Origin of the sequence: Ensifer sp. NM-2 (genome assembly GCF_003024455.1) — a bacterium.
In the GTDB taxonomy this organism is placed as follows: Bacteria; Pseudomonadota; Alphaproteobacteria; order Rhizobiales; family Rhizobiaceae; genus Ensifer; species Ensifer canadensis.
In genome coordinates, this window is the sequence record NZ_PVZR01000001.1 from 1,023,770 (window position 1) to 1,044,044 (window position 20,275).

Below are 20,275 nucleotides of genomic sequence, written 5' to 3' on the forward strand. Positions count from 1 at the left end.
ACGCGCCGCAAATCACGCTCGCGTGCCGATATGGGTGCGCATCGGCGCCAACGAGGCTGCAGCCTATCTCGACAGCCTCGTCGTGTGACCGCGACCGTCAGTTTGGCCGATCAGCGTGCCTTCGCGCCGCAATCGCAACGGATTGATCGTGGACTGGCCGGGCGCCGTTTTCAATCGCCGCCGACGGCCGGCGGCACCTCGGGAATATCTCGTCGGATCACGGTTGGGCCGGCACCGTGAACACGTTTGCTGTCGTTGTAGAATGCGATGAACTCGGGCGCTGGTAGGGCCTTGGAATAGAGCCAGCCCTGGCCGTATTGCACGCCGCGCGCGAGCAGATAGTCCGCCTGCTCCTGTCGTTCGATGCCTTCGGCGACGATGTAGAGGTTCAGCGATTTGGCGATGTCGATGATGTGCGGAGTAACGGCGCTGGTCGCCGAGACGAGACCCACCGTATCGATAAACGACTTGTCGATCTTCAATGCGTCGAGCGGCAGGTCCTGGATATATTGCAGGCTGGAATAGCCGGTGCCGAAATCGTCGATCGCTACCGAATGGCCGAGCCGACGGGCTTCCTCGATCGTTGCGCGGGCGGATTTCACGTCCATGAAACCGCGTTCGGTCGCCTCGAGCCAGATCTGCTCGGTGAGGACGCCGGAGTTTGCAAGCGCCGCCTGGATAACCGGCAGGACGCGCCCGGACTTGATGTCGTCGGCCGACAGATTGATGGCGATGTGTAGCGAGCGGTCGGCGACAAGGACCGGCCCGAGATCCTTGATAACCCCGCCGATGACCTGATCGGTAATGGCCTGGATCAGGCCGCTTTCCTCTGCGAGCGGGATAAAGGTATCGGGCCTGACCAGCGAACCGTCGGGTCTGCGCCAACGGACCAGCGCTTCCGCGCCGACGCAGATGCCGGTCTTCATCTCGATGAGCGGCTGGTAGTGCACGATGAATTCGCGGCGTTGCACGGCGATCGAGAGTTCGCCGAGCGGCGACAGACGCCGCCGCGACAGCCAGAAGACGAGGCCGACCATTAGCGCAGCGACGATCGCGCCGAGCGGCAGGAGCAGTAGCCGTTCGCGGCCGAGATCTTTCAGCAGCAACGCCCGTGACGATGTTGCAATGGCAATCCAGCCGGAGCCGGTCGCGGTGGCAAACAGATTGTCCGCATCGGTGCCGGTCTGCGTATGCTCGATCAGCCGCTTGATCAACGATGCATCCGGGTTGTTCAATTCGCTGACGAGGGTGCCGGTATCGCTGGCGATCGCAAGGCGCGTATCCGGGGTGGCGAGCACGTCGACGAGCCGAGCCGGATCGGTCAGCACGCTGTAGGATCGGTACCGGAATCCCAGCATCGCCCGACCGTTGCTGATCGTCGGATGAACCCGGGCCGACACGCCGATGCCGCTGGCTGTGGTGAAGTCGACTTGCCCGCGGCCGACGCTCGTTTCCGGCTTGCCCCAGGAGGAGCATTTGAGCGCATCGCCCTCGAAGTAACCGATATCCTCGACGGAGCGCGTGTTGACAACCAGAGCGCGCATCGCCGCGATATGTTGCTGGGAGCAGGGCGTGAAGCTGAATTGGTCGGCAGACTTGAGCGCGGATGTTGCTTCGCCGAACGCCGTATTGGTACGCATGATCGCATATTCGGCAAGGCGGCTGAGGCGGGTCTCCTCTCTGCTGGTGGCGACTGACCAGGAGAGATAGAACGCGGCGACGATCGGAAGGATGGCGCCCAGCGCCGCAAGTACACTGGTCACCGCCACAATGTGAGACCGTTCCAAGCCAGACCTCGCAGGTTCAAGAGAAACGCCGTGCAATTCGGTGCATCAGTCAATCAGCGATAACGAACGATCTACAGCGCCGCGCGTCTTGTTAGACGCGCAAAGGTCGCTGTAGCACTTTGAATTACAGCATGCCACGCCCGGCGGGAAGCATGAAATGGCGCTGAAGCCCCTGAAAATTCAAATGCTTGCCTATCTTCAACTTATCGAGGAAAGGGCGTTGGCCTTCGGTCGAAGTCGGCATCTGTGCCGCTGCGTATCTTATATCGGAGATACCATCCAATCGCGACGAATTACCAGATACAGCGCGTTTCATGCCATCGATACCACTGGATGTTGCTAACAACACTTTAATCGCATGCGCAGGCCGATCGGCGGCGATGACCGGTGTTGTGCGGACGTGTATGCCAAGGCGATGTCGCATCGGATGATTTTGCCTTGTCGGTCAAACGTGACCACCAATCTCACGAGAAAACTGGAGATTTTCCGGGCATTTGCCGGACTTAACAGCGCATAACGTCGATTTTACCCGATTTACCCTTGAGGCGCCTTTACCCTTCTTTTATGTCGGGTGTTCGTTCGTTCGTCGATCAATCAATCAAAGCGCAAAGGAGCTGGCCCGGACGATGGATGTTGCGGCCCTGACATTGCTGGCTCTTGCTCTCCCTTTCGTCGCGGCACTCGTCGCGCCGCTCCTGACCCGACTCCTTGGGCATAACGCGGCCTGGATCCTGGCGCTTTTTCCTGCCGCGATCGTCCTGCACTTCATGGGCTTTTGGCCGGAAGTCTCTCGTGGCGAAGTCGTCACCGGCGGCTATGAGTGGATTCCGTCGTTCAATGTCAGTTTCTCCTGGCTGATCGATGGCCTGTCCCTGACCTTCGTGCTTTTGATTGCCGGTATCGGCGCGTTGATCGTGCTCTATTCCGGGGGCTACCTGAAGGGCCACCCCCAGCAGGGGCGGTTCTTCTCGTTCATCCTGATGTTCATGGGATCGATGCTCGGGCTCGTCGTGTCCGACAGTTTCCTGATGCTCTTCGTTTTCTGGGAGCTGACCTCGATCACCTCGTTCCTGCTGATCGGCTTCGACCATTCGCGCGAAGCCGCCCGGCGCGCCGCCCTGCAGGCGTTGGTGGTCACCGGGGGAGGCGGGCTGTTTCTGCTCGCGGGCCTGTTGATCATCTGGAATGTCACCGGTGTCACCCAGCTTTCGTTGTTGACGTCTTTCGGTCCGGAGATGCGCGAGAGCCCGTTCTATCTCGCCGCGTTGCTGTTGGTGCTCGGTGGCGCCTTTACCAAGTCTGCCCAGTTTCCGTTCCATTTCTGGCTGCCCAACGCGATGGAAGCGCCGACACCCGTTTCGGCCTATCTGCATTCCGCAACGATGGTTAAGGCCGGTGTCTATCTGTTGATGCGCCTCAACCCGGTGCTCGGCGGAACGCCGGAATGGCAGATGCTGTTGCCGCTCTTCGGCGGCACCACGCTCATCATCGGCGCGGTTCTCGCTTGTCGCCAGACTGACCTGAAGCTGATGCTCGCCTACACCACCATGGCATCTCTCGGCCTGCTCGTGATGCTGACCGGTCTCGGTTTTCCGCATGCCATCGAGGCGGCGGCGCTCTATCTGGTGGCGCATTCGCTGTTCAAGGGCGCGCTGTTCATGGTCGCCGGCATTATCGACCACGAAACCGGCACGCGCGATGTCACAAAGCTCGGCGGACTGCGCTCCGCCATGCTGCTGACGTTCGTGATCGCACTTGCCGCAGCACTTTCCATGGGCGGCCTGCCGCCGTTTTTCGGTTTCCTCGCCAAGGAGGAGATCTACTACGCGCTGCCTAGTTTTGACCGGCGCGCGATGGTTTTCGCTTCACTTGCCATCCTCGGCAATGCGCTGATGTTTGCCGTCGCTTTCGCCGTCGCGCTCAAGCCCTTCATCGGCGCAAAGATCGAAACGCCGAAGTCGCCGCATGAGGCGCCGCTGCTTCTCTGGCTCGGGCCTGCACTCCTGGCTGCCAAGGGACTGTCGGCTGCCCTGTTGTCCAACCTCACCCACGAGCTTGTGTCGACACCGATGGCGACGGCGATTGCCGGCGAGCCCAGGCAGATCACGATCTCGGCGATCCCCGATATCGGCATGCCGCTGGTGTTGTCCTTTGCCACCATCGCTCTGGGCATTGTCTGCTATCTCAACCTCGCCCGCTTGCGTGCCTTCATCGCGACCATCCTGAGTGACATCGGCTGGGGGCCGGATCGCGGTTTCGATCAGTTCATGCGAAACCTCGTGCGCTTTTCCGTCGCGCTGACCCGCCGGCTGCAGTCAGGTCGCCTTGAAGTCTATATGACGGCGACCTTCGTGCTGGTGGCCGCCGTGCTCCTGGGCGCGCCGATCTACTATGGCGAATTGCCGCGCGCACCGTTCTTTGCGGGCGACGTGCCGCTGCATGAGCTCGCGATCATGGCGATCGCCGTCATCGGGCTCTTCGCTGTCGTTCTCGCCGCCGACCGGCTGACCGCAATCGTCTCGCTCGGCATTCAGGGCTTTGCAGTCGCCGTCATCTTCCTGCTTTACGGTGCGCCGGATCTCGCCTTTACCCAGTTCATGATCGAGACCCTTTCGGTCGTGGTGCTTGCGCTGGTGATGACGCGGTTGAGGCTCTCGCCCTCCGATCATCGGCCGCTCGGCCAGAGACTTCCTGATTTCACCATCGCGCTCGCCTGCGGCATCGGTTTCGGGCTTATGCTGCTGAAGGTGACCGGCGTGCCCTTCGACGCCTCGTTGACCGATTTCTTCAATCTCTATTCGAAGACGGTTGCGCATGGCGCCAATGTCGTCAACGTCATCATCGTCGATTTCCGCGGCACTGATACGCTCGGCGAGATTGCCGTCGTCATGGTGACGGGTCTCGCCATCCTGTCTCTCGTTCGCCTCAGGGCCGGCTCGCTGCGGCGCATCGCCGATAATGACCCGGACGCGGAGGACGGCGCATGAGATCGGTGATCTTCCGTGCCGTTGCGCCGTTTCTGACCAGCCTGATGGTGCTGTTTTCGATCTTCGTCCTGTTGCGCGGCCACAACGAGCCGGGTGGCGGCTTCATCGGCGGGCTGATCGCCGTGTCGGCGCTGGCGATCTACGGTATCGCCTGCGGCGTGGAGACGGTACGTCGCGCCATTTATTTCCATCCGATGGCGATTGCCGGCGCCGGCCTCTTCGCTGCCACCATCGCCGGCCTGATCTCGATGGCTGCGCGCGTGCCGTTCATGACCGGGCTTTGGATCTATCCTTCCTTGCTTGGCGTGGAGGTGCCGCTGTCGACGGTGATGCTGTTCGATGGTGGCGTCTATCTCGTCGTCGTCGGCGCCATCAGCTCGATCGCCCTGTCGCTCGAAGAGCGGGGAGGTGAATGATGGAGGCATGGTTCGCGCTGCTCGTCGGCATCTTCTTTACCGTTGCCATCTACCTGTTGCTGTCGAAATACATCATTCGCGTTCTTTTGGGCGTGGCGGTCCTCGGCAATGCCGTCAACCTTTTGATCTTCACCGGTGGCCGGTTGACGCGCGGCGTGCCGCCCGTCATTCCGGAGGGCGCCGATACGCTCGCAGGGCCGGCGGCGAATGCGCTGCCGCAGGCTCTCATCCTGACGGCGATCGTCATCTCCTTCTCTTTCTTTGCTTTCCTGCTGGTCCTGGCCTGGCGCGCCTACGAGGATCTTTCGACCGACAACACCGACGAGATGCGCGTCGCCGAGCCGGAAGAAGAGCCGGCTCCGCCGCTTGGATACTGACCGACCCATGGCCGTTTCGACTTCACCTCCCGCCGATCTCTCCGCTGCCCTCGTTCTCGAGCCGGTTGCGGCTGCCGACTGGCTGGTGATCCTTCCGGTTGCCTGGTGCCTGGCGATCGGCGCGCTGCTGGTCATGCTGCGCCGTCCGATCGGCCTGCACCCGTTCGTCGCGGTGGCCGGGCTTGCCGGTCTGGTGGTGATCGACGGGCTGCTGCTTCAACACGTGATCGCCAGCGGCCCGGTGACGATGGTCATGGGGCGCTGGCTGCCGCCTTTCGGGATAGCCTTTACCGTCGATCTGACCGGCGCGCTCTTTGCGCTTGCGGCCTCCATCGTCGCGCTTGCCGGCGGCATCTACTCGCTTGCCGATATCAACGACAGCGGCCGGCGATACGGCTTCTATCCCTTCCTGATGCTGTTGATGGCGGGCGTCTCCGGTGCATTTCTGACCGGCGACGTCTTCAATCTCTATGTCTGGTTCGAGGTGCTGCTGATCTCGTCCTTCGGCCTGATCGTGCTCGGCTCCGAGCGCGAGCAGATCGACGGCGCGGTGAAATACGGTTTCCTCAACCTCGTCGCGACGACGCTTTTCCTGATCACCACCGGTTATCTCTACGCAAGCTTCGGCACGCTCAACATGGCCGATATTGCCCGCAAGGCGGAGGGCCTGCGCGGCACCGCGCCGCTGATGACGCTGACGGCCTTGTTCCTTTTGGCCTTCGGCATGAAGGCTGCGGCATTCCCCGTCAATTTCTGGCTCCCGGCGTCCTATCATACGCCGCGTGTCGTCGTGTCCGCGCTCTTTGCTGGTCTGCTGACCAAGGTCGGGATCTACGCTCTGATCCGTGTGACGGTGATGCTGTTGCCGTTGGAACGGGAAGAACTCAGTTTCGTCATCGCGGCGGTCGGCGCCCTGACGATGCTGGTCGGTGTGTTCGGGGCGCTGGCGCAGTCGGATTTCCGTCGCATGCTCGGTTATCTCGTGATCTCCGGCATCGGCTCGATCCTCGCCGGCATCGCCGTTGGCGGGCCGGGTGGCATCGGCGGCGCGATCTTCTATGCGCTGCATTCGATGCTTGTGATGACGGCGCTTTACTTTGCTTCCGGCGTGGCAGCGAAACTCGGCGGCAGCTTCTCGTTGTCCTCGCTTGCCGGTCTTTACCGCCGCCATGTCGGTTTCGCTGCGATCAGCCTGATGCTTGCCTTTGCCGTGTCCGGCCTGCCGCCGTTCTCGGGCTTCTGGCCGAAGGTCATGCTGGTCAAGGCCGCACTCGACATTGGCGCCTGGTGGCTTGCCGCAGTGCTGCTCGTCACCGGTTTCCTCACGACGATCGCCACCGGTCGTTTCTTCCTGCTTGCCTATTGGCGGGACACGGCAGACGGGCAGGCGGCAACGGCCGAGACGCAGATCCCGGCCGCCATTCTTCTGCCGCTTGCGGCGCTGACGATGCTGACGCTCGCGATCGGCCTTTATCCCGAGCCGCTGCTTGCAACGATCCAGAATGCTGCCGCCGGGCTTTCGGAACCGTCGAGCTATCTGAACTCGGTCTTCCCGGGAGCCGCCCGATGATCAAGTTCCTTTGGATCAATCTGATCTTCACTGCGATCTGGGCTGCAATCAGCGGCAGTCTCAGCGTGCCGAACCTGTTGCTCGGCTTTGCAGTCGGCGCGCTATCCCTGTGGCTGATCCGGCGCGAATTGCAGCCTGTTGCCTATCCGGTTCGACCGCTGAAGATCCTGCTGCTGACCGCATTGTTCTTCAAAGAGCTGGCAGTCTCGGCGACCAAGGTCGCTCTCTTGGTCGTTCAGCCGAAAATGCGGCTGAAGCCGGGCATCTTCTCCTACCCGCTGACGATCAAGAGCGACTTCGAGATTGCGTTGCTTGCCAACCTGATCACGCTGACGCCCGGCACGCTTTCGGTCGACGTCTCCGAGGATCGCAAGACCCTCTATGTGCACGCGCTTGATTGTGCGGACCCCGGTGGCCTCAGGCGCGATCTTGCCAACGGCTTCGAGCGTCGGATCAAGGAGGCCTTCGAATGACGATGCCGGAGCAGATACTCAGCGGCGCCACCGTCTTCGCGCTCGCGCTCTTGTCACTGGCGCTGCTGGTGACCGTGTGGCGCATCATCCGCGGCCCAACACTGCCCGATCGGGTCCTGGGCCTCGATATGCTCGTGGCGATCGCCATAGGCCTGATTGCGGTCGTTGCCATCCGCACCGGCTTCAATCTCTATATCGATATCGCCATCGCCCTTGGACTGGTCGGCTTTCTCGCAACCGTCGCCTTTGCCCGCTTTGTTCTGGCGCGCGGTCTCTCGCCGGAGAAGGCGAGCCCGGAGCAGGCTGCGGCCGGTGCCGGAAAGCGAGGTCGGACGCCGCAGGCGAAAGTTGCCCGACGCAAACGCAAAGGGGGACGCTGATAGAACCGATGTTTGAGGCCATCATTACGCTTTCTGTTGCTGTCCTGCTTGTCGGCGGCGCCACCTTTTCCCTGCTGGCGGCAATCGGCATCGTGCGCTTTCCCGACCTCTACACCCGCATGCATGCGGCCTCCAAGGCGGGCACCGTCGGTTCGGGCCTGCTGCTTCTGGCCGCGGGACTGCACTCGCTCGACGTGGCAATATTGTTTCGGGCGCTGGCGGGCTTCTTCTTCTTCGTACTGACCGCTCCGATTTCTGCCCATCTCTTGGCAAAGGCTGCTCATCAGGCGGGTTACAGGCTGGCGAAACAGTCGGTCATAGATCAGCTTCCGCAAAAGGAAGAGCCGCGCCGGCATTGAACGGCAACGTTTCTGATTTTGTATTTCAGAACATTCCGATAGAGCGCCGCCGCGTCAGCAATTTCGAAATAAAGTTGCTAGCGGCGGGCAAATTTATGTTTGGAATTTTCGCTGATCAATGTTAATCGAGTAAATGTAAAGTGTCGTTGTGAAAAATACTTAGAGCTGAAATTCCAGCTTGAGTTGTGAATATTGGCTGTTGCTTTGAGAGGTTGGTTGTTCCAGCGACTCGGCAATAGGTTTCGTGATCAAAATTCCAACTCTTGATATTGCGGCAAGAATTTGTCCTTGCTGTACGATTGATGGTCTATCCCAAGGCAGCGAAGGCTTCCCGACGGCATTTGCACGTATTCCTCTCCCTGAAACATGTTTCGGGCTTGTGCTGTATTCCGATAGGAGAAAGAAATGACTGAAACAACGCTTGGCGCGAGCCATGAACTTCTGGTTGAGCTGACGGCTGAGATCGTGTCCGCTTACGTCAGCAACCATGTCGTTCCGGCTGCCGAGCTCTCCACGCTGATCGCCGACGTCCATTTGGCTCTCAACAACACGGCGGCACCTACGCCGGTCGTGGTCCCCGTTGAAAAACCGAAGCCGGCCGTATCGGTCCGCAAATCCGTGCAGGACGATCAGATCACCTGCCTGGAATGCGGCGGTACCTTCAAGTCGCTGAAGCGCCACCTGATGACGCATCACAGCCTGTCGCCGGAAGAATATCGCGAGAAGTGGGATCTGCCGACCGACTACCCGATGGTTGCTCCTGCCTATGCCGAAGCACGTTCGCGGCTCGCCAAGGAAATGGGTCTCGGCCAGCGTCGCAAGCGTCGCGGCAAGTAAGCTGACCTGCCGCCCATCGCCACGACCGCGCCCTGCGCCGGTCTGGTTCGAGGGGCGGAGCGTAACTGAACACACAAAGGCCGGGCTGTCGCCCGGCCTTTGTGTTTTTCAGCTTGGGAAAATGTGCCTATTCGCGACGCTACAGCGCCGCGCGTCTTATTAGACGCGCAAAGGTCGCTGTGGCACTTTGAATTGCTGCATGTTCTTATCCTTGAATCGGATACGATTTAAGGAAACATGCAGTAGGCTGTAGCTGCAACTGGACGCAAAAGGGGCGGGAAAGTGTGCAAAAAATTTCCTTATTCCCCTCCCGAGAAATGGATATATGAATTAATTCCTATTGAAGGGGTTTTCATATGTCCTTTATCGAAGCCGACGGCCGAAACGAATTTTCATCCGGGACGGTCCATCATCTCAAGACGGCCGCGTTGACGGCAGGGCAGGTTGCTGCAGTGAAGCGCGGGCAGGGCGGCGCGCGTGAGATGTCGACGCGGTTGACCTGCCGCCTCGTGCAAAATCTGACGGCCGAAGCGGTGCATCTTGCCGCAGACCGGATACCGCTTCTTCGTGATAGGAGACGCGCCAAATGCCATGTGCGCCAGATCGCCATGTATGTCTGCCATGTCGTCCTGCAAATATCGCAAGGCGATATCGCCAACGCTTTCGAGCGAGACCGGACGACCGTCCGGCATGCCTGCTCCGTCATCGAGGATCGACGGGATGCTGCCGATTTCGATGCGTTCATAGAGACGATCGAGCGCCTGGTGTCATCTGCGTTCACCGCACAAGCGGAGCGGGGTGAATAGCTGTTCGCCAGGCATTCGGCCGGTAGCGATTGGCCGGCACGGATCCTCAGGCATTGTCAGCGTCAAAATGGCTGCGTCGCGCAACGCTTGTGGTGCCGGGCGACGCTCACATTCGCGCAAGTTCGGCGATTGTGTGAATGCATGGGGACGGCCGCGATCTCAGGCGGCGAGGCGGGTCTCGGCTTCGTTCTTGATCCGCCGGATCATCGAGCGCAGGCCGTTCGCCCGTTGCGTCGACAGATGTTCGATCAGGCCGATCTTGCTGAAAGTAACGATGGCATCCAGCCTGGAAATCTCGGAGGCACGCTTGCCGGAATAGATCGTAAGCACAATGGCGACCAGTCCGCGCACGATGTGGGCGTCGGACTCGCCTTCGAAGAGCAATACCGGATCTTCCGGGTCGCCGGTCGCCTGGGTGGCGAGCCAGACCTGGCTGGCGCAGCCTTGCACCTTGTTCTCACTGGTGCGCTTGGCGTCCGGCATCTCGGGCAGGGCCTTGCCGAGTTCGATCACATAGCGGTAGCGATCCTCCCATTCGTCCAGGAAGGCGAAGTCGTCGATGATCTGGTCAAGCGTGGTCATGGTCCGGTCCGTTTGTCGACACCGTCAGGCGGCGCGCTTGTCCGCCCGAGGTCAGTGCCTCTGCTCCGATCCCCAGCAGTCCTTACGGTGCCGGGATCGTTGTGACCCTCATATAGGTGATGGTAGCACAGATGAGAACCGCGAATTGCCAACTCGGACGCATCAGAGTTCGATTCGGGCGAGGATCTACAGCGCCGCGCGTCTTATTAGACGCGCAAAGGTCGCTGTAGCACTTTGAATTGCTGCCTGTTGTTATCCTCAAATCGAATGGGATTTAAGGAAACATGCAGTAGCGCTAGATCGAAACGCTTGTAGGAATTGCGATGGCACCGGCAGCCGCGCCGACTGTTGAATCCAGAGATGCAATCGAGGTGGTGAGGGAGGCGCTTGCTTTCCTGGCGTCGTCCGCGTCGCTGCCAGCGCCCTCAGCGCGCAGATCCTGCTCCGCTTTCCTCAGCAATTGCTTGAGCTGTTCGGCAAGTGCCTTGAACTCTGCAACCGTCCTCGCATCGGAGTTTTCCTCCGAACTCCCGGAGCTGAATTCGCGGTAGGCGCGTTCGGCAAGGGACGATGGCTCTGTCTTGTCGGCGCTGTTGCCTTCTTCGCCGCCGGCATTCGCCATCTCGTCGGCATTCACTTCCATCGCCGCCGATGCAACCGTTGTTGCTGCGGATGCGGCACCGGCCGCCGTGTCGCCACCGGCCAGGCCGGACGAGCCGCCACCGGCGAATTGCTGTGCGGCCGCGCCAAGCTGCTGGGCCAACTGTTTTGCAAGCCTTGCAAGCGTCTCCGGGTCCGAGGCCCAGAACCGCAGCATCTGCATCTGCTCCTTCAACTCGTCCAATTTCTTCTTGGCAATGGCCTTGCGGTTGGCGGCGGTCTCATCGTCCGTACGCAAAAGATTGAGAAGGGAAGATCTGCTCTTTTGCTCCAGCGGCGCCACGTCGGTGCCCGCTTGCGATCCGGCCGCGGGGACACGCGTTGCGCTCGCATTTGAAAAGAACCCGTATATCTGCATCGGGGCAGTCTCCGCTGAATGTGCGGGGACCTAAACAGCCATGTCTTGTGCGGACCTGTTGCTGGACCGCCCCTCGGTTGCAAACCGAAAAAAGAAAACGCCGCGAGGGGATGGGATCCTCGCGGCGGCCGCAAGAAGGCGGCAAGTCAGGCAGTGTCAAAGGATGGCTCGGCGGCGGTCGCGCGGACCTGCTGCCACGGCAAGAAATGTTTACTTGGCGAGGGACGCCTTCGGGTCGAGGCGCTTTTCCGGAACCGGCGTACGCTTGAACACCGGAGCCGTCTCCGCAGCGGTCTGTTCGACCGGCGCCACCAGCGTGGCGGCAGCCTCGGTCGCCTGACCGACAGTGCCGGTCGTTACCTTGGCATCGGGCTTGATCGCATCGGTTTCGGCAAACTGGGTGTCAAGGAATTCATAGGCGATGCGGGCGCCTTCCCGGGCCCGATGGCCAAGTGCGACGAAGGTTTCAGCACCCTTCTCGCAGACCTCCGGCTTCTGGATGCAGATGGCGCTGATATACTGGAATGCCTCATTGGCGGCCGAGAAGGTATCGCCGAGCTCGACCTTCGGTCCGTGCTCCAGCTTCTGCGCGCTCGACGGATCGAGGAACGGCAGCAGCACCAGCACCATCGAAAACCAGAATGTCGCCTTGATGAGAAACCACATGTTCTGCCCATCCTATATTCGGCTGCCGCGCCCGCCGGTCTTCTAGCCGGTTTTACTGCTTTCGGCATCCTGGAGCGCCGCAGTATCCCCTGATACCCGTTCACGCCCGCCGTCGTTTGCATGAGGACCGCCGTCTTTCGTCGCCCGGCCCTTTGTTGAGACTGACATTAGGCAGGGAATCACAAGACCGTTTTTCAAAAACCCGCAGCATTTGTTTCGAATTTTAATGAAATTCCCGATTTTGAGGATTTGCCGGGCATTTGTGTCGCATTTTAGCTTTCGCCGTTAAGGTTCATGGCGGCGGGCCGCCGGCAAAGGCCGAAAGCGTGGGCAACGGCACCGGGGCGCCCTGCCCAAATCCTTAACGTGAGGCGGAAAATGCACGGAAATCCGTTGCTTACGCCCCGTTAACCACAAGAAATGAAGGTCGCCCGAATTGCCTCAAAACGGGATTTTTCAGGCATTTGGCGCCGTTCCGGGACAGTCCCGTTTATTCTTTCATTAAGCCGGGGATGCGAGATTCCGACATGTCACGAGGCAGTTCGAATGGCGGCCCGCATGAAGCGGAAATCGGTCACGCTCAGTCTCGCAAGAACAACAAATGTGGCAGGGTAAGGCGTGAGCGTATTGCGTGACATGGCTGGCAGATGGACGTCCCGCGTGGACGAGGCCGCTGCCCTGTGGTTGCCCCGCCGCGAGGCTGGCTCCGCCATTGGCCGTCGGGACCTCAAGCGTCTGCGTACGGTCGCTGCCGTCTCCCTGACAGCACTTCCGGCAGTACCGCTGGCGCTTGCGCTCGCCATGCCCGTTTCCTCCGCATTGCCGCTTGGGACCGCTCTTTGGGCGTCCGCCTCGCTGCTGGCCGCTGCTACCGCCATTGCTCGTGGACGCGGCAACCAGGCCTCGGAAACGCTCGAGCCGGCTGTACCAGATCTTCCGGATCTTTCGGCCGCCTACGACCTTTTTGCCGGTCTTGTCACCGTGCACGATCTGCGCGGCAATGTTCTCTCCATTCACGGCCGTGACTCGGCCGAGCATCTGACCCTGATGCGCGACCCGGGCGGCCGCGGCTTCATCGAGCAGATCCACGTCTCCGATCGCATCACCTTCCTGAGCGCGATCGATATTCTGCGCCAGGGCGGCGAGCGGGCGACCGTCAACATTCGCATCGAGCGCCGGTCGCTGCCGGCTGAAGGCGAACAATTCGTCCATATGTGCTGCGAACTCGCACCGCTTCTCGACCGCAACGGCGGTCTGACGGCGATCCTGGCACAGTCGCGCGATGTATCGCAGGAAGCACGGCTGCGCGTCGAAGCTGCGGCGAGAACCGCAGAAGCGGAATCGGCCAACGATGCCAAGACCCGTTTCCTTGCCGCCGTCAGCCATGAACTGCGCACGCCGCTCAACGCCATCCTCGGCTTCTCCGACGTGCTGACGGGCGAGTATTTCGGCAAGCTCGAAAACGACCGCCAGCGCGAATATGTCAGCCTGATCCACAAGTCGGGCGAGCACCTTCTGTCGGTCGTCAATACGATGCTCGACATGAGCAAGATCGAAGCGGGCCGCTACGAGCTGGTTCCCGAGCCCTTCCGCGTGGCCGAGGCGGTCGCGGCCTGCGAAGCGATGCTGTCGCATCAGGCCCAGGAAAAGGGCGTCAAGCTGGCGAGCCGCGTGACCCGCAGTGTCGGCGAGATCAATGCCGACCAACGCGCCTTCCAGCAGGTTCTGATCAACCTTGTCGGAAACGCCATCAAGTTCACCGACCACGGCGGCATGGTGACGATCGACGCCGAGCTTGACGGTCCGGCCTTGAAGCTGACCGTCAGCGACACCGGCATCGGCATCGCCGCCGACAAATTGCAGATGTTGGGGCAACCCTTCGTCCAGATCCAGAACGACTACACCCGCCGTTACGAGGGCACCGGTCTCGGTCTCTCGCTGGTCAAGGGCCTCGTGGCGCTTCACGGCGGCGAGGTCGCGATCCGCAGCCGCGAGCGCGAAGGCACAGTCATCACTGTTACGCTGCCCAGCGACGGGTCCGGCATCGTCGAGGCCAATCGCGAGGAACCGCGCTCGGCCGTGACCGTCGAATTTCCGCCGCGGCTGAGAGATAGTGACACGCAGGCGGTTGCCGATGGCGACCGATTCGAAAGGACGGGTTTGAACGAGGAACGGGGATATGGCGCCGCGCAAGCGAAAACAGCCTGATCGCAAGAAGGCGGCGCGTTCCGCGCCAGGCCTTGCCATGCGTGGGCTGGCTCTCGCCGGCCGCGGGGTTGCGCTTGCTGGACGGCTGGCGGCCCGGCACCCGTTGAGTGCCGGCGGTTCGGCTGCCTTTGTTGTGGTCTTCTCCTTCGTTGCTGCAAACGCCATGTGGTACCAGCATGGCGCCCATCCATCGCCGTTGCTTCGCACCCGCGTGCCGCTTGTCAGTCCAGAGACCGCCGAGCGCATCGCCGTCGCCAAGGGCGCCGAGATCGAGCCGCGCAACGTCACCACCTTCGTCATCAAGCGCGAGGACGACAAGGCGACGGAAAACGTCGAGGAGGTGATCGCGGCGGTCCCGTCTGAGGCGCCTGCCGAAAAGCCGTCGCCCGAACGTGTCGCCTCGGTGCCGGAGACGTCCGCGTCACCACTGGTCGCCGATATCCAGAAGGAACTGAACCGCATCGGCCTTTATGATGGCGTGCCGGATGGACGCACAGGCCCGCGCACGTCAGCCGCAATCCTGCGATTTGAGAAGCAGGCCGGACGCACCGAGACAGGCGCCGTGAGCGCCGAACTGCTGCGCGCCCTGCGCACGACATCTGGCCAGAAGATGGCCGCGGCACTGCCGGCAAGCCGGCCCTACGCCGATCCGAAACGTGCAGTTGCCGATGTCGACCCTGTCGCCGCAGCCATCCGCTCGGCCGAGACCGACAAGATGCTGATTCCGCGTGCCGAGATCCCGGTGTCGAGCGAGCTGGTCCTGGACATCCAGAAGGGCTTAAGCAACCTCGCCTATGCCGACATCGTCGTCGACGGCGTTGCGGGGGACCAGACGCGTGCAGCGATTCGCCATTTCGAGAAGCACTACCGGTTGCCGCAGACCGGTGAGCCCAATGCCAAAGTGCTGAAGAAGCTCAAGGAGATCGGCGCGCTTTGAGGGACCTTCTCACGGGCGCGTCTCCCATCCGTTGAACACATTCTTGTCGCGGCAGCCAATTTGCATGCCTGGCTCCGCCCGTGTACAGGCATGTCCATGCGTCTCAAATCCCACATTTTCGTCTCCGCGTTGCTGCGCCGCGCCTTTGCGCTCGGTGGGTACGCAGCTATCCTGCGCAAGGGGGCGGAGGACGCTGGCGCGATCTTTATTCGTCAACGCACGCGGATGGGTACCGAAACGCTGTTTGCACCGGCGCCGCAGAACTTCTTCGATGACGACGCCAATATCGGTCGCAAGTTCGAGATCCGCTTGAAGGATCGCGATGGCGACGCCGTGGATGATGCACTCTCCCGTGAAATCCGTTTCGATCCGGATTGCTGGATCGTCGAGATCGAGCTGGACGATCGCGCCGACCTGTTCGATGTCGTGCCGGAAGACGGCGCAAACCACTCTTGAACCATATGTGAGAGCTGGGCCGGCTCGGTCGTGACCAGGACTAGAGCATTTCCAGGAAAAGTGCGAAGCGGTTTTCCGTCAGGAAATGCGTAAAAACAAAGAGATAGAGCGTTTGTTCGGTTCCGTCTAAATCGGAAACGCTCTAACGGCGGCCGAACACCCGTTGCGGCTTGGCGCCGCCGGCGGCCCCGGCTACCTTGCGGACGGTCAGCTGGCACGCATCATTGGCATGGTCATCCGCAAGATAGGGCTGGTGCCGTGCCGCGGGCGCGTCCCGTTCCTCGGATTGCAGCCAGGCGTCAAGCTGTTCGCGGCTCGATGTCGGGTCCATGGCGCCGGTCAAGGCTTCAGCGCGCGTGGTGCCGCCGATGCGTTCGGCGAGGTGCGGATAAAGCGACTGCAGCACGAAGGTGAGATCGTCGGTCGGCAGCGATAGGGCGATCAGGCTCGTCGCCAGCTGTTGGCCGGAAACGTCGAGAAGAATGCGCTCGACCAGGTGCCCTCCGGCATCGAGCGCCGTCGCCAGCGCACGCGAAAACAGGATGATCTCGCCGCTGCGGGCAAAGCGCACCAGGAGGGCGCTTAGCGTAGTGCTGATCGGTATAATGGTAGATGCGGCGGCAGCCGCCTCGTGCGCCGCGACACGGGCAAGTGTCTTGATTTCGGTGCGCAAGGTTTCCTCGCGCGCGGCCCTTGCAGCATCGACATCCGGCTCGGCCAGCGTTGAAGGCGCAGCGACTGTCTGTTGCCGCACGTCCGGGCGGGCGGAAAGGCCGGCGGGGTTGTGGTGCTCGACCAGGGCATCGATCACGGAAGGCGACAGAGCGGTGCGGCGGGCGATTGCACCGGCGTGGGCCGCTCCCTGCTGGCGGATGATGCCGATAAGCGTTCGATCCGACAGGGCCTGCGAACGGGTCAGGAAAATGGCGGCGATCGAGATCGGCATGCTGCCGATCAGGGCTGCGACCGGCTCCGGAACATGGGGGCACTGCGACAGCGCGGCGGCGGCCTGACGGCGCGCTTCGCTGCTGGAGCCGAGGAACAGCGGCTCGAACAATTCGGAAAATTGCTTCATGTCGGACTTGCGAGGGATCCGCAGGCTTTCGAAACCGCTGACGGTTGCCATCAGGACGACGTCCTTCAAGCGGCCCGTCTGTGGCCTTTCCAACTCACGAAAGCGTTCCGTCACGATAAATCCTTGCACGCAAAACATGATCGCCATTGCCGGCGATCCGGAACGGCACACGTCACTAAAAATAAAAGAAAAGCGTTAGCGTACTGTTAACTATGGACGTTGGGGCTTTATTCAGGCTTGCGGCGTGCGAGCGGCTGGTGATTTTGTGCGCTTTCTATCGCAAAGCCCTGCTTCCTGTGGGCTCGATCGTTTCCAGCCTTAAAAAATCCACAAGCGGCTTTAAGTGATCGCGGTGACGGTGAAGGGTTCCGGACGCCCGCCGACGCAAGAGGGCTTAGTGAAGAGGGGCCTTCCGATGGGAGAAAGCTTACTGTGAAGAAAATAGTGTTGCGCGCAGCGGCCATATGCGCGCTTTTCCTGGCGCCGGCGATTGCCGAGGCGGCAGAGGGGTTTGCAACCGCCAACGTCAATATGCGGTCCGGTCCGAGCACGCGCTATCCGGCAGTGTCGTTGATCCCGGCCGGAGAAGCCGTCGAAATCCACGGCTGTCTTGCCGATCTGCCCTGGTGTGACGTTTCCTTCTTTGGCGGCCGCGGCTGGGTCGCCGGACGCTATGTGCAGGCGGATTATCGTCGCAACAGGGTCTATGTCGAACCGCAATATTACCGCCCGCTCGGTATCCCGACGGTGGTCTTCCAATTCGATCGCTACTGGGACCGCAACTATCGCGGCCGTGACTTCTATCGCGACCGTGACCGGTGGCGTCGTGGGCCGGATTGGGTCGACGACAACCGTCGCCCGCGGGACTGGGAACGTCAGCGTGACCGCGATCGCCGCGAGTGGGAACGCGACCGCACCCGGCAGGACTGGGAGCGTAACCGCAGAGACGGCGAGCGCTGGGACGATCAGGCAGGCGGCGATGACCGCCGCGACTGGGAACGTCAACGGGACCGCGATGGCACCCGCGTGCGCGAGGACTTCGAAGATGGTTACGGCGGCGCTCGCCCGGTTCCATTGATTCGATGCCAGGCGATGGACCCATCCTGCGTGGAGTGATGCGAGTGGTGGGCGATGCGCCCAGCTTTCGGACGGGCGGCCCAAGGGCCGCCCGTTTTTCGTTGGCGTTCGGATTTTCGCTGCTCTCGATCGGAACCATTGCCGTTGCGATGCGTTGAAAGCGGGCAAGAGAAGGAGCGTTGCAATGGTAGAAAAGAAACTGCAGGCGGTGCGTGACACGGTCGAGAGTGAAGTCGAAGCATCGGCTGCTCGCGTCGAGTTGGAAGCGCAGATTGCCGAGTTGCGCGCCGAGATTGCCCGGCTGACCGATAGCGTGTCGGCGATCGGGTCCGGTGCAAAAGCGGTTGTTCAGAGCGAAGCGGAGTTGATGACCGAGCGGGTGCGAGAGCGCGTCCGTGAAGAGCCGATTTCGACGCTTCTGACCGTTGCCGGCGTTTCCTTCCTGTTTGGACTGTTGTCCAGGCGCTAGCCATTCCCGTTCCGCCCGAAGCTGTTACCCCGGATACAGTGTTTTGTTTTTCCGGGGGACATACTCCCACAGGTTAGGGGTGCAGATGCGGCGTTAACCATCTGTTAACCAGCCTATGGCTCAATCGAAGCGGACCGTCTATGATTGGTCTGTACCACTTGAGCAAGCAGCAACCTCCGGGCGACCGGAAGAAGGAGAAGATGAGAAAAGCGCGCCTGTCCGGGCACTGCCCGGGAAAATGCGCTGGCCCCGAAAGGGCAGGGTGAAATCTGTACGGTAGTTCATCCGTCTCAAGCCTATATGGAGACGAGCATGGCAGACGTGATCAGAATGCAGGACCACAAGGTCCAAATGCCACCACGCAGACCTCCGGCCATATCGGGCGGAGCAAAAGTGCTTCTGTTTACCGGAATCCGCTACGAGCGTCTCGATGGCCGCGATCCGCAGCCAACCGCGCCCGACGGACGTCGGATCAAGAAGCAGTAGTTATATCCACCGCCCATGTGTCGGCTGCATCGGCCGGCCTGCGCACGGCTTTGCTTGTGCCAACAACGCTCCGCCCCTTGCGGTCGCGTTCATCTTCTCCACGACATCGAGATAGGAACGGCAAGGCTGAAGGCCGCGTACCCTGTCCGAGGGACTGCGCTGACTAACGACGGAACGGCTCGCAGCTTGATTCCGCCAGGAAGTTCCGGACCTGATCCTCGAAGCTGTCGAGCGGCGCCATGGCGCGCAGCACCGCATAGCCATCCTCTTCCTTCATCTCCACCATGATCGATTGTGCCAGAGCTTCCGGCGGCGTCTTGCGCAGTTCCACCAGCTGGATCGGCGTCGCAACCACGAGGTCGAGCCTGCCGTTGACGGCGGTGTGGTCGTTCATGCTGAAGACCTCATTCGATGCGCTGTCGAAAACCGCAAGCGACCAGAAAGGTACCGCGCCTCTGGCGAGGAACCGCGCCGGACCGTCGGTGATCGAAAAGCTGCAGACGGCCGTGCGGAGATAAGGGTCGTCGTTGCTGAGGCCGGTCGGTCCAGGGGTACTCGTCAAAGAAAAGAAGCTGTCCATCTCGAGAAGACCGAGAACGCGCGTATAGGCGTCGCGACCGGTAAATTGCGGCAGCACCAGCACGATGATGATATGCAGCAGTGCTGCGCCCACGAGACCAAGGATGGAAGCGAACAGAACACTACGCATCGCCGCATCCCGTTTTCACGATTTTCGGCATGGCGAGATCGATAAGGCCGGAGGAACCTGCCGTCGGGGTATCGAGCAGCGTCAGGACCAGCCGGAAGGTTCCGGAATGCCGTAACGCTACCCAGTTGTCCGGCTTGGCGTTCGGCGAGACATGGATGGTGAAGGAACTGTCTTCGGCGCGCAGCACCGTCCACGAGTTGATCGCCGAAGGCAGATCCGAGCCGGGGCGCAGCGGCACGCCATCGGCATTCGCTGCATAGAGCGTCCAGAATCGCGCCTGCGGCGTCAGCCCCGAGACATCGTAGGAGCAGGCGGCCGACAGCTTCTCGCCCCTGTCGTCGACCTGTGCCATGAACATCAGCCCTTCGGCGCCGCCATAGAGCAGTTCGCCGGCCCGGGCGCGATGTGCCTTGGCATAGGGGTCGGCATTCTCGGTCTGTGCTTCGGGGAAGGCGACCCACGGGCCGATCGAGATCGAGCCGAAACCGACCGTCGCCTTCAGCGCCCAGACGGCTGAAGCGATGCCGCCGCCGAAGGCGATGGCAAGGGCAAGGGCGACGAGGAGGGGAATTCGGAACAAGGGCGGCTCTATCGAATATG

General features: G+C 61.4%; 23 protein-coding genes. 15 read left to right on the plus strand and 8 right to left on the minus strand.

Features of this window, described 5'->3' with window-relative positions; translation table 11 throughout:
* Nucleotides 1-170 precede the first annotated feature (170 nt).
* Nucleotides 171-1,787, minus strand: coding sequence for an EAL domain-containing protein (locus tag C6558_RS05025; protein WP_025426314.1), 1,617 nt, complete (start codon nt 1,785-1,787; stop codon nt 171-173).
* A 124-nt stretch (nt 1,788-1,911) separates the two neighbouring features.
* The gene (locus tag C6558_RS39590) at nt 1,912-2,211 is read right to left on the minus strand and encodes a hypothetical protein (RefSeq protein WP_057221497.1); all 300 of its coding nucleotides are present in this window, start codon (nt 2,209-2,211) and stop codon (nt 1,912-1,914) included.
* A 202-nt stretch (nt 2,212-2,413) separates the two neighbouring features.
* Between C6558_RS39590 and C6558_RS05030 the strand changes: the two genes are divergently transcribed.
* The 9 genes from C6558_RS05030 (at nt 2,414) to C6558_RS05070 (ending at nt 9,992) form a co-directional block, all read left to right on the plus strand.
* Nucleotides 2,414-4,774 (plus strand): putative monovalent cation/H+ antiporter subunit A, encoded by a 2,361-nt coding sequence (locus C6558_RS05030; protein ID WP_025426315.1) that lies wholly within the window; start codon nt 2,414-2,416, stop codon nt 4,772-4,774.
* Nucleotides 4,771-5,190, plus strand: a complete 420-nt coding sequence (locus C6558_RS05035; RefSeq protein ID WP_025426316.1) for a Na(+)/H(+) antiporter subunit B — start codon at nt 4,771-4,773, stop codon at nt 5,188-5,190. The genes C6558_RS05030 and C6558_RS05035 overlap by 4 nt, the downstream gene beginning before the upstream one ends.
* Complete coding sequence (locus C6558_RS05040) at nt 5,190-5,567, plus strand: Na+/H+ antiporter subunit C (RefSeq protein WP_025426317.1); 378 nt, start codon at nt 5,190-5,192, stop codon at nt 5,565-5,567. Before C6558_RS05035 ends, C6558_RS05040 begins: the two co-directional genes overlap by 1 nt.
* Before the next feature lie 7 nt (nt 5,568-5,574).
* The gene (locus tag C6558_RS05045; RefSeq protein ID WP_025426318.1) at nt 5,575-7,137 is read left to right on the plus strand and encodes a Na+/H+ antiporter subunit D; all 1,563 of its coding nucleotides are present in this window, start codon (nt 5,575-5,577) and stop codon (nt 7,135-7,137) included.
* Entirely contained in the window at nt 7,137-7,610 is a 474-nt protein-coding gene (locus tag C6558_RS05050; RefSeq protein WP_025426319.1) for a Na+/H+ antiporter subunit E, read from the plus strand. The genes C6558_RS05045 and C6558_RS05050 overlap by 1 nt, the downstream gene beginning before the upstream one ends.
* A gap of 2 nt (nt 7,611-7,612) precedes the next feature.
* Nucleotides 7,613-7,990, plus strand: a complete 378-nt coding sequence (locus tag C6558_RS05055; RefSeq protein WP_371412233.1) for a cation:proton antiporter — start codon at nt 7,613-7,615, stop codon at nt 7,988-7,990.
* Between the two features lie 8 nt (nt 7,991-7,998).
* Entirely contained in the window at nt 7,999-8,349 is a 351-nt protein-coding gene (mnhG, locus tag C6558_RS05060) for a monovalent cation/H(+) antiporter subunit G (protein WP_025426321.1), read from the plus strand.
* Nucleotides 8,350-8,754: 405 nt separating this feature from the next.
* A complete protein-coding gene (locus C6558_RS05065; RefSeq protein ID WP_025426322.1) occupies nt 8,755-9,186 on the plus strand; it encodes a MucR family transcriptional regulator in 432 nt (143 codons plus the stop codon).
* A gap of 356 nt (nt 9,187-9,542) precedes the next feature.
* A complete protein-coding gene (locus tag C6558_RS05070) occupies nt 9,543-9,992 on the plus strand; it encodes a helix-turn-helix domain-containing protein (RefSeq protein ID WP_025426323.1) in 450 nt (149 codons plus the stop codon).
* Between the two features lie 159 nt (nt 9,993-10,151).
* On the opposite strand, the gene C6558_RS05075 is transcribed toward C6558_RS05070, so the two are convergent.
* The 3 genes from C6558_RS05075 to C6558_RS05085 form a co-directional block, all read right to left on the minus strand.
* Entirely contained in the window at nt 10,152-10,574 is a 423-nt protein-coding gene (locus C6558_RS05075) for a SufE family protein (RefSeq protein ID WP_025426324.1), read from the minus strand.
* A 295-nt stretch (nt 10,575-10,869) separates the two neighbouring features.
* Nucleotides 10,870-11,592 (minus strand): hypothetical protein, encoded by a 723-nt coding sequence (locus tag C6558_RS05080; protein WP_025426325.1) that lies wholly within the window; start codon nt 11,590-11,592, stop codon nt 10,870-10,872.
* A gap of 210 nt (nt 11,593-11,802) precedes the next feature.
* Nucleotides 11,803-12,258, minus strand: coding sequence for a DUF5330 domain-containing protein (locus C6558_RS05085; protein WP_025426326.1), 456 nt, complete (start codon nt 12,256-12,258; stop codon nt 11,803-11,805).
* Between the two features lie 636 nt (nt 12,259-12,894).
* Here C6558_RS05085 and C6558_RS05090 point away from each other — a divergent pair.
* The 3 genes from C6558_RS05090 (at nt 12,895) to C6558_RS05100 (ending at nt 15,859) form a co-directional block, all read left to right on the plus strand.
* Nucleotides 12,895-14,466, plus strand: a complete 1,572-nt coding sequence (locus C6558_RS05090; RefSeq protein ID WP_057211476.1) for a HAMP domain-containing sensor histidine kinase — start codon at nt 12,895-12,897, stop codon at nt 14,464-14,466.
* On the plus strand, nt 14,438-15,403 hold the full coding sequence (locus C6558_RS05095; protein ID WP_025426328.1) for a peptidoglycan-binding protein: 966 nt from the start codon (nt 14,438-14,440) through the stop codon (nt 15,401-15,403). Before C6558_RS05090 ends, C6558_RS05095 begins: the two co-directional genes overlap by 29 nt.
* 96 nt (nt 15,404-15,499) lie before the next feature.
* A complete protein-coding gene (locus tag C6558_RS05100; protein ID WP_025426329.1) occupies nt 15,500-15,859 on the plus strand; it encodes a DUF1491 family protein in 360 nt (119 codons plus the stop codon).
* A 142-nt stretch (nt 15,860-16,001) separates the two neighbouring features.
* Here the strand turns inward: C6558_RS05100 and C6558_RS05105 are convergent, their stop codons facing one another.
* Complete coding sequence (locus C6558_RS05105) at nt 16,002-17,072, minus strand: DUF2336 domain-containing protein (protein ID WP_084814547.1); 1,071 nt, start codon at nt 17,070-17,072, stop codon at nt 16,002-16,004.
* Nucleotides 17,073-17,366: 294 nt separating this feature from the next.
* Between C6558_RS05105 and C6558_RS05110 the strand changes: the two genes are divergently transcribed.
* From C6558_RS05110 to C6558_RS05120, 3 genes are all read left to right on the plus strand, one after another.
* Nucleotides 17,367-18,050 (plus strand): SH3 domain-containing protein, encoded by a 684-nt coding sequence (locus tag C6558_RS05110; RefSeq protein ID WP_025426331.1) that lies wholly within the window; start codon nt 17,367-17,369, stop codon nt 18,048-18,050.
* A gap of 145 nt (nt 18,051-18,195) precedes the next feature.
* Nucleotides 18,196-18,480 carry a hypothetical protein gene (locus C6558_RS05115; protein ID WP_025426332.1) on the plus strand — a complete coding sequence of 95 codons (285 nt, stop codon included), beginning with the start codon at nt 18,196-18,198 and terminating at the stop codon, nt 18,478-18,480.
* 312 nt (nt 18,481-18,792) lie between these two features.
* Nucleotides 18,793-18,966 carry a hypothetical protein gene (locus C6558_RS05120; RefSeq protein ID WP_164474925.1) on the plus strand — a complete coding sequence of 58 codons (174 nt, stop codon included), beginning with the start codon at nt 18,793-18,795 and terminating at the stop codon, nt 18,964-18,966.
* A 163-nt stretch (nt 18,967-19,129) separates the two neighbouring features.
* On the opposite strand, the gene C6558_RS05125 is transcribed toward C6558_RS05120, so the two are convergent.
* Together C6558_RS05125 and C6558_RS05130 are read right to left on the minus strand one after the other, a co-directional pair.
* Complete coding sequence (locus tag C6558_RS05125) at nt 19,130-19,675, minus strand: membrane protein (protein WP_025426333.1); 546 nt, start codon at nt 19,673-19,675, stop codon at nt 19,130-19,132.
* The gene (locus tag C6558_RS05130; RefSeq protein ID WP_025426334.1) at nt 19,668-20,255 is read right to left on the minus strand and encodes a DUF1214 domain-containing protein; all 588 of its coding nucleotides are present in this window, start codon (nt 20,253-20,255) and stop codon (nt 19,668-19,670) included. Before C6558_RS05130 ends, C6558_RS05125 begins: the two co-directional genes overlap by 8 nt.
* Nucleotides 20,256-20,275 lie beyond the last annotated feature (20 nt).

Excerpts from the sequence above, each read along its gene's own strand:
- C6558_RS39590 (WP_057221497.1), bottom strand. The coding sequence starts at position 2,211 with ATGCGACATCGCCTTGGCATACACGTCCGCACAACACCGGTCATCGCC.
- C6558_RS05030 (WP_025426315.1), top strand. The coding sequence starts at position 2,414 with ATGGATGTTGCGGCCCTGACATTGCTGGCTCTTGCTCTCCCTTTCGTC.
- C6558_RS05035 (WP_025426316.1), top strand. The coding sequence starts at position 4,771 with ATGAGATCGGTGATCTTCCGTGCCGTTGCGCCGTTTCTGACCAGCCTG.
- C6558_RS05040 (WP_025426317.1), top strand. The coding sequence starts at position 5,190 with ATGGAGGCATGGTTCGCGCTGCTCGTCGGCATCTTCTTTACCGTTGCC.
- C6558_RS05045 (WP_025426318.1), top strand. The coding sequence starts at position 5,575 with ATGGCCGTTTCGACTTCACCTCCCGCCGATCTCTCCGCTGCCCTCGTT.
- C6558_RS05055 (WP_371412233.1), top strand. The coding sequence starts at position 7,613 with ATGCCGGAGCAGATACTCAGCGGCGCCACCGTCTTCGCGCTCGCGCTC.
- mnhG (WP_025426321.1), top strand. The coding sequence starts at position 7,999 with ATGTTTGAGGCCATCATTACGCTTTCTGTTGCTGTCCTGCTTGTCGGC.
- C6558_RS05065 (WP_025426322.1), top strand. The coding sequence starts at position 8,755 with ATGACTGAAACAACGCTTGGCGCGAGCCATGAACTTCTGGTTGAGCTG.
- C6558_RS05070 (WP_025426323.1), top strand. The coding sequence starts at position 9,543 with ATGTCCTTTATCGAAGCCGACGGCCGAAACGAATTTTCATCCGGGACG.
- C6558_RS05075 (WP_025426324.1), bottom strand. The coding sequence starts at position 10,574 with ATGACCACGCTTGACCAGATCATCGACGACTTCGCCTTCCTGGACGAA.
- C6558_RS05080 (WP_025426325.1), bottom strand. The coding sequence starts at position 11,592 with ATGCAGATATACGGGTTCTTTTCAAATGCGAGCGCAACGCGTGTCCCC.
- C6558_RS05085 (WP_025426326.1), bottom strand. The coding sequence starts at position 12,258 with ATGTGGTTTCTCATCAAGGCGACATTCTGGTTTTCGATGGTGCTGGTG.
- C6558_RS05090 (WP_057211476.1), top strand. The coding sequence starts at position 12,895 with ATGGCTGGCAGATGGACGTCCCGCGTGGACGAGGCCGCTGCCCTGTGG.
- C6558_RS05095 (WP_025426328.1), top strand. The coding sequence starts at position 14,438 with ATGGCGCCGCGCAAGCGAAAACAGCCTGATCGCAAGAAGGCGGCGCGT.
- C6558_RS05100 (WP_025426329.1), top strand. The coding sequence starts at position 15,500 with ATGCGTCTCAAATCCCACATTTTCGTCTCCGCGTTGCTGCGCCGCGCC.
- C6558_RS05105 (WP_084814547.1), bottom strand. The coding sequence starts at position 17,072 with ATGTTTTGCGTGCAAGGATTTATCGTGACGGAACGCTTTCGTGAGTTG.
- C6558_RS05115 (WP_025426332.1), top strand. The coding sequence starts at position 18,196 with ATGGTAGAAAAGAAACTGCAGGCGGTGCGTGACACGGTCGAGAGTGAA.
- C6558_RS05120 (WP_164474925.1), top strand. The coding sequence starts at position 18,793 with ATGGCAGACGTGATCAGAATGCAGGACCACAAGGTCCAAATGCCACCA.
- C6558_RS05125 (WP_025426333.1), bottom strand. The coding sequence starts at position 19,675 with ATGCGTAGTGTTCTGTTCGCTTCCATCCTTGGTCTCGTGGGCGCAGCA.